Source organism: Lactococcus sp. (genome assembly GCF_036648155.1).
Lineage (GTDB): Bacteria > Bacillota > Bacilli > Lactobacillales > Streptococcaceae > Lactococcus > Lactococcus cremoris.
In genome coordinates, this window is sequence record NZ_JAVXIY010000002.1 from 1 (window position 1) to 14,283 (window position 14,283).

13 protein-coding genes and 1 pseudogene are annotated in these 14,283 nt (G+C 34.7%); all 14 read right to left on the reverse strand.

The genetic code is table 11. The features are described from left to right. Window positions 1-292: pseudogene (locus tag RSC39_RS01855) on the reverse strand (IS982 family transposase); the annotation flags it as partial. A 124-nt stretch (window positions 293-416) separates the two neighbouring features. After that, window positions 417-1,859, reverse strand: coding sequence for an ATP-binding cassette domain-containing protein (locus tag RSC39_RS01860; RefSeq protein ID WP_063281342.1), 1,443 nt, complete (start codon window positions 1,857-1,859; stop codon window positions 417-419). Window positions 1,860-1,925: 66 nt separating this feature from the next. Next, on the reverse strand, window positions 1,926-2,834 hold the full coding sequence (locus RSC39_RS01865) for a phosphodiester glycosidase family protein (protein ID WP_332534687.1): 909 nt from the start codon (window positions 2,832-2,834) through the stop codon (window positions 1,926-1,928). Window positions 2,835-3,159: 325 nt separating this feature from the next. Continuing rightward, window positions 3,160-3,879 carry a DUF4811 domain-containing protein gene (locus RSC39_RS01870; protein WP_332534689.1) on the reverse strand — a complete coding sequence of 240 codons (720 nt, stop codon included), beginning with the start codon at window positions 3,877-3,879 and terminating at the stop codon, window positions 3,160-3,162. Next, window positions 3,879-5,423 carry an MDR family MFS transporter gene (locus tag RSC39_RS01875; RefSeq protein ID WP_332534691.1) on the reverse strand — a complete coding sequence of 515 codons (1,545 nt, stop codon included), beginning with the start codon at window positions 5,421-5,423 and terminating at the stop codon, window positions 3,879-3,881. Before RSC39_RS01875 ends, RSC39_RS01870 begins: the two co-directional genes overlap by 1 nt. Further along, entirely contained in the window at window positions 5,416-5,880 is a 465-nt protein-coding gene (locus RSC39_RS01880; RefSeq protein ID WP_043734840.1) for a MarR family transcriptional regulator, read from the reverse strand. Before RSC39_RS01880 ends, RSC39_RS01875 begins: the two co-directional genes overlap by 8 nt. Window positions 5,881-6,037: 157 nt before the next feature. After that, window positions 6,038-6,679, reverse strand: a complete 642-nt coding sequence (locus RSC39_RS01885) for a DUF4767 domain-containing protein (RefSeq protein WP_332534694.1) — start codon at window positions 6,677-6,679, stop codon at window positions 6,038-6,040. A 172-nt stretch (window positions 6,680-6,851) separates the two neighbouring features. Beyond that, window positions 6,852-7,589, reverse strand: coding sequence for a class I SAM-dependent methyltransferase (locus tag RSC39_RS01890; RefSeq protein WP_332534696.1), 738 nt, complete (start codon window positions 7,587-7,589; stop codon window positions 6,852-6,854). A 222-nt stretch (window positions 7,590-7,811) separates the two neighbouring features. Further along, entirely contained in the window at window positions 7,812-7,997 is a 186-nt protein-coding gene (locus tag RSC39_RS01895) for a hypothetical protein (protein ID WP_063281347.1), read from the reverse strand. A gap of 99 nt (window positions 7,998-8,096) precedes the next feature. Beyond that, on the reverse strand, window positions 8,097-10,052 hold the full coding sequence (gene gyrB / locus RSC39_RS01900; protein ID WP_011675870.1) for a DNA topoisomerase (ATP-hydrolyzing) subunit B: 1,956 nt from the start codon (window positions 10,050-10,052) through the stop codon (window positions 8,097-8,099). 153 nt (window positions 10,053-10,205) lie between these two features. After that, window positions 10,206-10,853: an HAD family hydrolase gene (locus tag RSC39_RS01905; RefSeq protein WP_332534698.1), complete on the reverse strand. Its 648-nt coding sequence runs from the start codon at window positions 10,851-10,853 to the stop codon at window positions 10,206-10,208. A 65-nt stretch (window positions 10,854-10,918) separates the two neighbouring features. Beyond that, window positions 10,919-11,764, reverse strand: coding sequence for a VOC family protein (locus RSC39_RS01910; RefSeq protein ID WP_332534700.1), 846 nt, complete (start codon window positions 11,762-11,764; stop codon window positions 10,919-10,921). Window positions 11,765-11,938: 174 nt separating this feature from the next. After that, window positions 11,939-13,519 (reverse strand): ABC transporter permease, encoded by a 1,581-nt coding sequence (locus RSC39_RS01915; protein ID WP_332534702.1) that lies wholly within the window; start codon window positions 13,517-13,519, stop codon window positions 11,939-11,941. Further along, a complete protein-coding gene (locus tag RSC39_RS01920) occupies window positions 13,500-14,264 on the reverse strand; it encodes an ABC transporter ATP-binding protein (RefSeq protein WP_063281351.1) in 765 nt (254 codons plus the stop codon). Before RSC39_RS01920 ends, RSC39_RS01915 begins: the two co-directional genes overlap by 20 nt. Between the last annotated feature and the right edge of the window lie 19 nt (window positions 14,265-14,283).

Here is a 14,283-nt window from a genome sequence, read left to right on the forward strand (position 1 = left end):
GTGCTTGGCGAATGACTTGGATACTCGGTAAGAGGGCATTACAACGGCGGACAAAGCGAGAATATTCTAGGAAATTAGGAAATAAACTTTGAGCCAATTGGTGCTTAGCTTTAAGCGTTTCACTAAAATGCAGTACGCCCCAGAGGTAACAAGCGATAACTAAGCAATCTGATGTTGCGAGATGGACGTTCTTTCGGTTTTGAACCTCAAGGGGAACACTCGTTTGATAAAGCGTCTCAATGGTTGTCAGTAAATAAACAAAAACTTTTGGAAGTGTGCTATTATAAGTCATATAAGTCGTGCGCTTTCTAATGCTTAGTGGTTTAAGATTAGGATAGCACGACTTATTTATTTTCCAATGAAATTAACTAGCAATTCGGGTTTTAAATATTGGTATAAATCTTTCATTTATTGTTTTATTGACTTTCCGTACTATTATTAGAGGGGAGGTTAATGATTTGCCCTGGACTAATTAGACTAAGGTTTATCCCTGGGTTTAGCTCTTGAATCTCTGTGGTTGTCGTATTATAAAATTCTGCGATTTCTCCTAAAGTATCTCCTGATTTAACTGTATAAGTTTGAGTTCCCGCATTTGAAGAAGATTGCTCTGTGCTACTTTGAGAAGATTTGGTGGGAAGTGACTTTTTTTTCAGCTTGCTTTCACTACTTGTCAACTTGTTGGATGATTTAGTCGTTGTAGATTTGTGCATATTTTTAGCAATTTTTTCCTCTTCTTTCTCTCTTTCACTTATACTCATACTAATTACTTCATTATTAAGTTTCTCTGAGAAAGAGGGCCTAGCTTGAAAAAGGTGCTGAGTTAAAAAATTTCGTGGATTAGTTAATGCTTCGATACTTGTAGCACTGCTTGTATAAAAAACTATGCCAATAAAACAAATAAATGCAAGTAAAACAAGAAATACTTTTGTCGTTATTGATAATTTATTATTTCTCACAAAGTCCAATTGATCTTGGGGACCCTTTCGAGAGTAACTATTCGGGCTTTTATTATATTCTTCTTCAAGTTCCTCTTTAAGCATTTCAATAGAATAAGTCAGTTGTTCTCTTCTTACTTTTTCTTTATACTCATCTTGTTCCTCTGGGGTAAGACGAATAAACCACTGAACGAAATTAATATATTGAGGTAATATTTCTTCCGTAGGTCCGTATCCTTTAACTTCACCATAATGCAACCAAAGCACCTTGTCACACCATTTTTCAATTGCCATCATGTCGTGAGAAATAAGTAAAATCGTTTTACCTTGCTCACGAAACTCAAACATTTTATCTGCTGATTTTTGTCCAAAAGTTCCATCTCCAACTGAAAGTACTTCATCAATAATAAGAATATCAGGATTTTGATAAGCAGCAATTGAAAAACTTAATTTTGCTTTCATCCCAGAAGAATAGGTTTTTAATGGTTGGTCAATAAATGGTCCGAGTTCTGAAAAGTTAATAATGTCATCAAGCTTATTTTCTATTTCTTTTTTAGTCATCCCCATCATGAGACCAACCACATGAATATTTTCTCTTCCTGTAAGATTGGGAATGAGACCAGTTCCTAGAGCAATAATGCTTACATTTCCATTAACCTCTAATGCCCCCGTTGTTGGAGTCATTGTTCCACTGATGAGCGTTGATATCGTAGATTTTCCAGAACCATTTAGCCCTATGATTCCAATTGTTTCACCATCACGAACTTCAAAACTTACATTTCTCAAAGCCCAAAATTCTTGTCCCTTACTTCGATTTAAACCAAATAAAGTTTTCATTTTATTACTAGTTGTCTCAAGCATTTCAAACCTTTTGGTCAAATTGGTAGCTCTTATCTTGAGTTTTTTATTTTCATTATTTGTCATTTGTCTTAATTTCCAATCTATTTTATTCAGACAATTATTTAACGATTATACTGCCGCTTAGTTTCGTCATTTCAAAACAATATAGTCATTGACTGACCGATTATCTTGGCTTGGATAAATTGCTTGCCCGTCTAATGACATTTGACTGGAGCCGCCCCCATCCATTACTAGAGCATTTTCTAAATGAAGACTTTCAAGTTCTGACATAATTGCCGGATAACCTGTATTGGTATCTGAGATAATAAGATAGATGTTATTGTCTTTATCATTTCCTAAAAAAGAATGAATTTCCCAATTAACAGTTCCATCGCTTGGTAAACTTTTCCCATTTTTTATTAGAATGGAGCCAAAACTAAAACTCATATCAGCGCCTTTTTTCAATATTTCACTTGCTGGTGTAGTTGAATCATAAACCTCTGATGAACCATCCTTATTGAATACAAAAGCATATTTGGCTCTTTGGTCAGAGTTCCAATCTTTGAACAGCTTTCCGTTGTTAATTTGAAAACCCGTGATTTTTCCAGTTGTCATGTTAAAGCCAGAAGCATTCATAATTAAGCTATCTGGATACTTACTGACCACTTCTGTCATGCTCAATACAGGACTATCAGTCGAAGTTCCAGTTTTTAGAACTTGCGGACTATGAACTTTATAAATTTTAAAATCTCCTGTTGAAAGATCTGTAAATTTTTCTCCACTTCCTTGAGATTTTACTTGAAGCCAATCTGATACGCCGGTACTTTCTACTGGAACAATCGCTTGAGCCTTTTCTGTAGAACTTTGGCTTTTTGATACCTGAGAACTTGAAGAAAGATAACCATTGGATTCAGAAGTTTTTGTAACCTGTTGACTGGTCGTTGGAGGAACATAAGTTTCTTTATCAAAAATGTATTTTCCTACCATTATTAATAAAATAAAAAAGATTAGGATGAGTGATGAAACCATTATTTTTTTTGGAAAATTATTCTTTAACATTTGCCCCTCTTTCTTTATAATGATTTTCTAGTCTAATTTGGATTAAATCTTTCATATTATATCACTCTAAATTTGAGATATCTAAGAAAATTTTAAATATTTAGTAAAAACGGCTTACCTTACAACGCTTAAATTTTTTATTCGTTATCTTTTAAAGGATATTTTGTGATGTATGAAAATTAAATTTCTTTTATTTGTCAATTGTATTATTTACTTTAATTATTGTCAAGAAAAATAACGTAAAGTCATTTACTTTACGTTATTTATATTTACTTAATTTACATGTAATAAAAAGACTCCAAATAATTTTGAAGTCTTTTTATTATTATTCTGTAATTCCAAGAAGTTGCTTAATTTGTTTGACTTGCATTTTAGCATATTCTGTTGGATTTGATTTTTGGAGGGCAGCAAGTTGTGCTGCTTTTTGTGGGTCAGCTTTAAGCTGTGCTTCCATTTGTTTTTGCATAGCTGGAGCTTCTTGACTTAGTTTTTTAACTTGGTCTTGAGTTAAAACGAGCCAAGTATCTTTCGGAACTGACACAACAGATTGTTGTTTAACCAATTCATTTTGTTCTCCACCGACGCTAAACAGTAATTTATAAAAATCAGATGACCAAACACGTCTAGTTGTTTTAGTCGTAACTGTTGCTTTAGTATCGTCTACTAATTTATAAGTAGCAGATTTTTTAACAGCTTCAACGATATTCTTTTGATTTGGTTTGAAATTAGTATCAGCTTTTTCAGATTTTTCACTATTTCGATATACCAAAACATAGTTGTCCGTATTTTTTCCGATTTCTGCTTTAATCATCATGCCATAAGGAGCTGTTTTATCTCCAGCAGTATAGATTTGGTGAGTACTTGAAGTTGTTACTTCTTTCATTCCCCAGTTATCTTTGATATGCATGGTCAACATAGCAACAGAACCCGCTAATAATAGAAAGGAGATTCCACCAACTAACCAATGAGCAATTGTATTCTTTATGAACATGAAACCAAAGAAGGTTCCAATCATAAACACTACCAATAATAATATAATCAGCATTATTTATTTTCTCCTTTCACTTCTTGTTCTTCAACTGGTAGGCCAGCAATCATTCGACCACTCTTCAAAGAAAGAGCTACAAAAATACCGATGATTGCAAAGACAAGTCCAATTGCAAATGAGGCATGGTAACCTTGCAACATTGCTTCAATAGCTTTATTTGCAAATTGCAATGGATTGGCTGCCTTCAATGATGAAGCAGGCATATTATTCGTAATTACGTTTTGGGCTACTGAAGAAAGGAGGGCAACGACAACTGATGAGGCAACTTGACGTGCTGTATTATTTGAAGCTGTAGCTTGAGCAACTTCATTTACTGGCACTGCATTCATTGCGCTTGTTGTCAATGGCATCATAACCATACCTACACCAACCATACGTAAACCGTAAAGAAGAGTAACAAAATGATCAGGAGTTGTAGCTGTGAAGAACATAAATGGTACAGTACCCAATGCTAAAACAAGGAAACCAATAACGGCGAGACGTTTTGAACCAATACGGTCATAAACACCACCAGCAAGTGGTGCTACAACAGCCATCATCAATGAACCAGGTAAGAGGACAAGTCCTGAATTGAAGGCAGAAAGTCCGTGAACATCTTGAAGATAGAGAGGAAGCATCATTTCAACACCCATCATTGCCATTGTACTTAAAGCAAGGGCGAGAGTGACTAGAGTAAATTGTCGAATCTTAAAGACACGGATATCAAGGAAGGGGTCGTCCATCTTAAGTTGACGCAATCCAAAGAGAAGGATGATAATTAAACCACCAACAATTGGGGCAATTACAGTATTAAATTTACCCCATCCATCAGTTGCAACGTTTGTGAATCCCCAAAGGAATGCACCAAAACCGGCAACTGAAAGGATAACTGAAAAGAAGTCTAATTTCATTGGACGGTTTGGAATAACATCTCGCATGGCAAAAATTGAAACGAGGAAGACAATTCCGACGACAATCATTGGAATAAGGAAAATAGTTCTCCAACCTGCATCAAAAGTCCAGAAGATAAGATTAAAATCATGAGTGATTAACCAGCCTGCAAATGTTGGTCCTAAAGCTGGAGCAAGAACGAGTACAACCCCAGCAACCCCCATGATCGCTCCCATTTGTTTCGCTGGGAACATATTAACCAAGGCCACTTGCATCAATGGCATCGTAATCCCAACCGCAATGGCTTGAAGAATACGACCAGCAAGGAAAATCCACCAACTTGATGTTGGTGCAGAGTAAGCAACAAACATTCCTAAAAATAAAATTGCGTATGCTGTCACGTAAAGCCAGCGAGTAGGAAATTTTGTTGCTAAATAAGCTGAAATAGGAACCATAATCCCGTTTGCTAATAAGAACCAAGTTGTTGCTTGTTGTGCTGTTGACATTGTGATGTTGAAGTCATTCATCAATGTTGGAATCGCTGTTCCAAGTGATGTTTGCATCAACATGGCACCAAATGTACCAACCAGAATCAAAATAAGCATTCCGATTCGGCTATAGTGTTTACCATGTATATCTAAATGGTAATCTTTTTCATAAGTATCAGGCATTTTTTTCCTCCTCTTTACCTTTATCTTCTTCTGCAAGTTTCATGCCAATTTCTAAAAACATTTTGAAATTTTCAATGAAACTTTCTGTTCGTTCTTCACCCATTTCTTCAAAAACTCGCGCCAAATTTGAGCAAGCTTCTACTCTAATTTCTTCTGCGACACGTCGACCTTTGTCAGTAATTGCAACCAAAATTTTTCGACGATCTGTTCTTGAAATCTCACGAGTAATCAAGTTTTTACTTTCAAGATTATTTAAGATTGTTGCTATTCTCGCCGTACTTGTATGCGTGAATTTTGCAATCTTACTTGGAACAATTTGCTTACCAGCTTCCTTATAAAGATAGCCTAACACCAAATGCTCCCCCTGGGAGTAGGTATTAAAGCGGTGCATCATCTCTGCTTTTCCTCTTTTTATAACAGTTGTGAGGAAAACCTCCGCTGCCTTATTGTAGTCCATTTTCACTCCTCCCTAACGGTAATATTTATTAACGACGTTAACTATTATAATCCGTTCGCTATCTTTTGTCAAGAATAAAAATTCTTTAAGGAAAAAAATTTTTTGAGTTCTAAAAAAGCCTGCAATAGCTTGCAGACTTACTTTTAATTTTATAAATTTATCCAACAATTCGAGCAAAGGCATTCTTTAATTCATTATTCTCTGTTTCTTTTAAGTGTAAATAATGATTGGTATTTCCTTGATTTTGACCAGTGTAGAGCACAAGAGGACGGCCAACTTTAAGCACAAAGAAATAGACATGATTTTCAAATGTATTCTTTGTCCCAAAATCCGAGTAAACATCAACTAATAAATAATCTCCTTCTCCTTCTCCTGTCTCTGACCATCTTAAATCAATCGGTTGATTATTAATGGTCGCTTTCCAAGCTGTATTATCATTTAATACTGAAAATGGAAGAGAGAGTCCATAAAAGTCAACGTTATGCGTAGGATCATATTGACTATAGTTTTGATTCATTTCTTTTCCCCATGCACTCATAAACTCTGCAAGTCGGAACTTCTTTTCTGAATTCCATTTTATTTCTGTTTGAATCGTTGAACTTGATTCGTCAGTTGTTGTTGCTTTTGAACTACTAGTTTGACTTTTGGTACTTGAATTATTTTGAGAGGTAGAACTTTGCTGAGAGATGAAGCTACCTTCAGAAGTCGTTTTTGAAACTTCTTTAGATTGTTTTGAACTGCAAGCTGACATTCCAAATACCGTTACTAAAAGAATCGTAACCATATATATACTTTTCATTTATTTTCTCCTAATTTTATTCTACCTCAAAAGTAATAAAAAAACTATTTATATCATAAAAAAGTATTAATTTTTATAGATTACTAAAGCCAAGTATCGTCAAATCTTAATAATACTATATATAATAAATAAAAGCCCCTAGATTCAGTTAGGAGCTTTTAACATCAAGAAATTAGCGACTAATTTTTTTAGCCGAAATGATAAGCATCATCGGACGCCTCATTTCATTTTTCATTTCCTCAAGTTCTCTCATTTCAATCGGAGGTTTAGGTTCAATAACATTAGTAAGTTCAAATCCTGCATTTAATAAAGTCATCAAATAGGTTGTCACTGTTCTATGATATTTAATCACTGACTCTCCTAGAAAACTGACTTCCCTCGCACCTTCATAATAATAATTATCAACTGGAAAATGACGGATATTACCGTTCTCATCATAAGACCAATCTTGTTCTCCAGAAGAAGTAAACAAGGGGTGTTCGACTGAAAAAATTAATTCACCATTCTTTTTAAGACATTTTGAAATTTTCTTCACTAGCTCCTCAAAATTTGAAATATAATGAAAGGCTAAAGAACTAAAAACAATATCAAAAGTATCAGTTGAAAAATCTATCTCTTCTATTGCAGACTGTTGATATTTAATTCGGGCATCATGATTCATTTTATTTGCCACTTCGAGCATCTTATGAGAAAGGTCTATTCCTACTACTTCTAGCGCTCCATGGTTAGCCGCATATTTACAATGCCAACCATAGCCACATCCTAAATCTAAAACTTTCTTTCCTTGAAAGTTTGGTAGTATTTTTTCTAATTCAGACCACTCTCCAGCGGCTCTCAAACCTTCTTTAGACCTTGGCATTGCTGCATAATTTTTAAAAAACTGGTCATCGTCATATTTATTTTGTTGCATTTTTTTTCTCCATGTAAATATAGTTAGTGATTTTATAGATATTTACATGGAAAATACAATTTTTTGAGCAATAATTCCTTGATTCATTTGTCTCCTTTTATAATTGTTTAAGTAAGATTTTGTAATTTATAAACACATTCTATCACATGCCTTATAAAAAGTCACTCAAAATTCAAAATAAAGTTTAATAAAAAAAGTAGGGTTTCCTACTTTTAAGAATAACTATTCCTTTTCTTCAACTTCTTTGAGCGCTTTTGAAGCTTCGCCAAATAGTTCTTCTGCTTTACTTGTTGTCTTCTCAAATGTATCTTGAATTCCTGTTTGAGTTCCAACAGTTGCATTTCGAAGGGTTTCTTCTTCGAGTTCCTTCATTTGCTCATCACTCAATTTTGGATTCATTTCAGGCATAGGCATTCCTCCTTCTTAAAATCATTATATTACAAACCAATTTAAAGCGCTAACATTATGCTTAATAAAAAAAATCCAGATAAAACTGGATTTTTTTTATTAAGCATCAATCGTTGAGTATTGAGCATTATTTTCAATAAATTCACGGCGAGGTTCAACACGGTCTCCCATGAGCATATCAAATATTTTATCTGCTTCTGCTGCATCTTCGACAGAAACACGTGCCATCAAACGATGTTCAGGATCCATTGTTGTTTCCCAAAGTTGATGGTCGTCCATTTCACCAAGACCTTTATAACGTTGGACCGTAGGTTTTGTTCTCCCTTGCGCCCAGCGTGCTAAAGCTTCTTGTAAATCTTTTTCTTGATTTTCACCTGGTTGAATGTATTCTTTAGTTTCAGAACCTACTTTTATACCATAAATTGGTGGTTGAGCAATATAAACGTAGCCTGCTTCTACAACTGGACGCATGTAACGATAGAATAGCGTGAGCAGTAGTGTTCGGATATGAGCCCCATCAACGTCGGCATCGGTCATGATCACGAGTTTATGATAACGTGCTTTGGACAAATCATAATCTCCTCCAAACCCTGTTCCCATGGCAGTAAATAATGAACGGATTTCTTCATTGGCTAAAATTTTATCCATTGTTGCTTTTTCAACGTTCAAAATCTTACCACGAATTGGGAGAATGGCTTGGAATTCACGATTACGTCCCGATTTAGCAGATCCTCCGGCTGAATCTCCTTCGACAATAAATAATTCTGTTTGTTCAGGATTATTCGATGAACAGTCTGCTAATTTACCAGGAAGATTTGAAATTTCAAGACCTGATTTTTTACGTGTCACTTCACGCGCACGTTTAGCTGCAATTCTGGCTTTACTTGCTAAAATCCCTTTTTCTACAATTTTACGAGCAACTTGTGGATTTTCCAACATAAATGTTGTCAGTGCTTCGGCAAAAAGTTTGTTGACAATTCCTGTTACTTCTGAGTTTCCGAGTTTTGTTTTGGTTTGTCCTTCAAACTGTGGATTAGGGTGTTTAACTGAGATAACGGCAGTCAATCCTTCACGCACATCGTCACCAGTCAAATTGTCTTCATTTTCTTTAAGAATTTTATTTTGTTTGGCGTAGTTGTTAATGACACGAGTTAGAGCAGTTCTAAAGCCTTGTTCATGTGTTCCACCTTCATGAGTATTGATATTATTCGCAAAAGACATCACTACTGAATGATAGGTATCTGTATATTGCATAGCAACTTCAACAGCGATTCCATCCATTTCACCTTCAGTAAAAATAGCTGGTTCAAAAATAACTGTCTTATTTTCATTCAAATATTCAACATAAGACTGAATCCCACCTTCATAATGGAAGTGAACTTCATTTTTTTCATTTCCTTCACGTTTATCTGTTAATGAAATACGAAGACCACGATTCAAGAAGGCAAGTTCACGAACACGCGTTGCGAGTTTGTCAAAGTCAAATTCAACAGTTTCTGTAAAAATTTCTGGGTCTGGTACAAAGTGAACAGTTGTTCCTCTAAGATCAGTTTCACCAATAATTTTCAAATCATCTCTAACGAGACCGCGGTGATACTCTTGAAAATATTTTTGACCATCTTTATGGACGGTAACATCTAAAGTCGTTGACAAGGCGTTAACAACAGAAGAACCCACGCCGTGTAATCCACCAGAAACCTTATAACCGCCTCCGCCAAATTTACCTCCGGCATGTAGAACGGTAAAGACGGTTTCTACCGCTGGACGACCTGTTTTTTCTTGAATATCAACAGGAATTCCCCGTCCATCATCAACAACTGTAATTGAATTATCAGGTTCAATAAAAACCTCAATATGGCTTGCAAATCCAGCAAGTGCTTCGTCAATTGAATTGTCAACAATCTCCCAGACCAAATGGTGCAAACCTTCTTTTGATGTTGAACCGATATACATCCCAGGGCGCATACGTACAGCTTCAAGACCTTCAAGGACCTGAATCTGGCTGGCATCATATTCGTCTGCAAGCATTTCTAAATTTTTATTTTCTTCGTTCAAAGTTAACTCTCATTTCTATGAAAAACTTATTACCATTATACCACAAATCGGCGATTTTAGCACTTTTCTAAGGTATTTTCATCTCTAACTCTTCAGATATAAATAAGCAAATTTCCACTGAAATTTGCTTACAATCAATTGATTTTTTAAAGATTACAAAAGAATCTCTGTCAGTTCATGAATAATATGGGTCGGTTCATTAGTAAGTAAGACATTCTTTGTAGCGTTAGATGTTTTTACTGACTGAATTGAATCATTAGAGCTATCAAAATAAATGGTTCCTACTCCAGCAGCATTTCCAGCTTCAATATCTAATGAGCGGTCACCAATCATCACTGTCTTCTTTGGATTAAGCTTATACTTGCTCAACAAATAGTTAATTGATTCTGGCGCCGGTTTTCGTTTAAAACCATTATCAGCTGTAACGACTTCTGTAAAATATGAGTCAATCTCTGCTGCTGACAGAATTGTCAGCACTTGATGATTACGATGTGAAATCATAAAATTTTTCTTACCATTTACTGACAGACTTGTCAGTACTTTTTTTGCACCAGAAAAGAGAATTGGCTTCTCTAATTCTTCGGCCTCTAATTTTTTATATTCCTCTAAAAATCCCGGTAAATCACTCGCAAATTTTTCAACAGCATAAGCAGTTGAAACTTTCAGTGCATCATATACGTCAGTACGCAAAACAACACGCTCTGCCATCGACCATAGTGTGGCAGCAAAGGCATGGCTAGAACTTTCATAATTGTCTAGCAAAGTTCCGCCTAAATCCCAGATATAATTTTCGTAGTCCATGTAAAATATTATACCACACCTACCGAACTGATGTATCTGTTAAATAAATGTATTTATTATTGAATTCATTCTAATTTAACAATTATTTCATTGCCACTCAAATCTTCAATAATAAGTTTATTTTCGTCAGCAGATTGTAAACGCGCCATCTGCTTAGCATGCTCTTTTATCTGATTAAAGAATGCTTCATCATCAACATATATGATGAATTCTAGCAATCCAGGCAAGTCTGTCGTGCGGTTATTCAAATTGACTCCAGCCCAATTATTGAAGGCAAAATGATGATGATAGTTTCCCGAAGAAATCCAACTTGCCGAATGAACCGCAAACTTCTCTGTCATCTCAAAAAGCTGCTGATAAAAATTTGTCGCCTCTACGACATTTTCAACAGTCAAATGAAGATGGCCCATTCTAGTTTGAGCTGGAAGTTTATATTTGTTTTCACTTTCTGTAGCTATCGTCAAAAGATTTTCTGCATCAAGGTTTTCCGTTATACCGATAATTTTATCTGCCTGTTTATCCCAAAGCTTCTCGTCATTATCCTGATAGACTTCGATTCCATTTCCCTCTAGGTCTTCTAAATAAATTGCCTCGCTGTAACCGTGATTTGCAGCACCAACAATTGGAAATTCGTTCTCTAGTAGGTGCTTTAAAAAATTTCCCAAATCAGAGCGACTCGGTAAAACTAATGCCAAATGATATAAACCATAAGCTTTTGTATCATCACTCTTGACTTTTTCTAAACGAATAAGTTTAGTCTGGGCTTTTTCACTCCCTAAATCAACACCTGTTTCATCTTGATTTAAAATATCCATTCCCAAAACTTCTTGATAATATTGTGTTTCTAATTCTAAATTAACAACATTTAATGTGACTGAACCTAATCTTACTTTTGATTGATATTGGTACATAGAGCCTCTTTTCTATTGTTATTTCACGTTCAAATGTGCGTTTACATTCGTAAACCCTAATTATATTATAACTTTATTTATTAATCTGAACAAGAAAACACACTTATTTCCTTTCTTAATTTTTTTTATAAAAAAATTACTCCTAAAGCAGAGTAATTTTATTGTTAATTTTTATCAGAGATTATTCCAAAAATTTTTCTGATAAAAATGAAGTATCACTTCTACCGAAAATCCTAAAAGGAGGACTAGGGCAAGGTTAACAACTAAAGGATATGGAATAAAGATAATCAGGGCAATAATTGCTCCAATGAGTGCTCCTGCTCCCAAAAGCGTAGCAAAGAAAATGATAAAAACCCGAAATCCCCCAGAACCTCTTGTAAAAAGTTGAGTCAACGCAGTCCAATTTAAATTTAAGAGATGCCAATCTCTGACAAAATAATGAAGTGAAATCAGATATACCCCAATAACATTCCCAATTAACAGCCCAAAGAGCAAGGTAACAGGAACTTTCAGTAAAATACCAATCACTAAAGATAAGATTAAATCAAGAACTAGTTGAATAAAAAAGGCAAAATGAAATTTCACTCTGAGATAGAAATTCAACTTCATGGGTAAGCTTTTAAAATAATTAAAATTTTCCCGATCAAGTGAGATAATCATTGAAGGAAGAGAACTATTGTTAATGGTCAGAAAAGCTAAACTAATTCCGATGATAGGAAAAATAGCAAAAAATTTCAAATCCAATTTTGACAAATTTAGACCACTAGATAAAAGACCGGGCAGCATAGCAAGCGGAAAAATAAAGGATCCTGTCAGCATTTGAATCCATAAGGTAGGATTTTTAATTAGTCTTAGATTATAAATTCTTAATTGTGAGGTAAAATTTCTCGTTCTTCTTATTTTCCTTTTTTGAACAATTCTCGTTTCTTTTGACTCTTCCAAGAGAATTTTAAACATTTTTGGAACCACTAGAAGTGTAAAAACATAGTAAAGAGCAATCAATAAGATTATAAAAAAGAGAAAACTAAATAAACTATAGAAAGAGAGCGGATTTACTAACCATTTCCAAAAAGGTAAAAATGGCAGAAAAGTTCCTCTATCCAACAACTGACCTGTCGCACTAATCGTCGTTTGAGTATGATTTAGATACATAATCCCAGCAAAAATTCCAACCATTGAAATCAATAATAGTATGGTCTGGGAAACCTTTTTATAGCGTTGAAATATTTTAGATTGAACCAAAAAAGTAATCAACCATGTACTAAGCAGTAAGAATAATAGAGCAAACAGAAAAAATCCAACTAATCCGAGAAAGAGGCCAATCACTCCGTTTGCCCTAAAACCTGTTATTCCAAAAAGCACCAAAAGAGGCATTAAATAAGGTAAGATAACAAAAATTACGACTAAAAATTTAGCAGCAAAAATATTAACATTTTCAAAAGGGAGAGGCAGATAATCTCGAAAGTCTTTGCTCTCATAAAAAATATTTAAAATTGCTGACAAGGCTTGAGAAAAAGTCATCAGGGCAAACAGAGCACAATAAAAAGTAAAAAATCCCGGATATTTTGGAAAGTCAATTGCTAACATCATCAGTCCGAAAAATGGCAACATGATGAGCGAGACAAGCCCATATTGAATCAAAAGTGATTTGGTTAAATTTTTTGTTTTACCTTTTTCTCTTTGACGTTGGGTAGCTTGAGGATTGGCATATAGGAGGTTGACACTAAAAAGACTTTTAATTTGTTGAAGATTCATCATCGTCTCCTCTATTTAGCGCTTCTTGCTGACGACCTACCATTTTGAGATAAACCGATTCCAAAGATTGATCTTTTGCTGAATCTAATAAAGCATCAACTGTTCCCGAATAAATTAGTTCGCCAGATTTTAAAATGGCTAGTTGATCACAGAGCTGTTGCGCTACTTCTAAAGCATGTGTAGAAAAAATAACCGTTTTTCCTTGGGCAGCGTGTGCTTTCATCAGATTTTTTAAATCAAAAGCTGCTTGAGGGTCCAATCCTTGCAAGGGTTCGTCAAGTATCCAAATATCAGGAGTCGATAAGAGAGCCCCAATGACAATTACTTTTTGACGCATTCCATGAGAAAAGCTTTCAATTGTTTGATATTCTTTCCCTTCAATATCGAAAAGTCGTGTAAGAGTTTCTAGTTGTCTTTCTTTTTCAGAGGTTTCAAGTGCAAAAGCTGAGGCAATTAAATTCCAATATTCTTTAGGAGATAATTGTAAAAAGATATCCGGAGTATCAGGAACATAGCCAATTCTTTTTTTGATTTCTGAATGATGTTCAGCAAGATTTAAACCATCAACTAAAACTTGTCCACTTGTCGGTTCAATAATACTCGTCAGACATTTTATTGTTGTGGATTTCCCTGCCCCATTATGCCCTAAAAAACCGAATATTTGACCTTCTGGAATTGTTAAACTTAGATGATTTAGAGCATACTGCTTGCCATACATCTTTGTTAATTCTCTAATCTCAATCATAAATTTTCCTCAATTCATT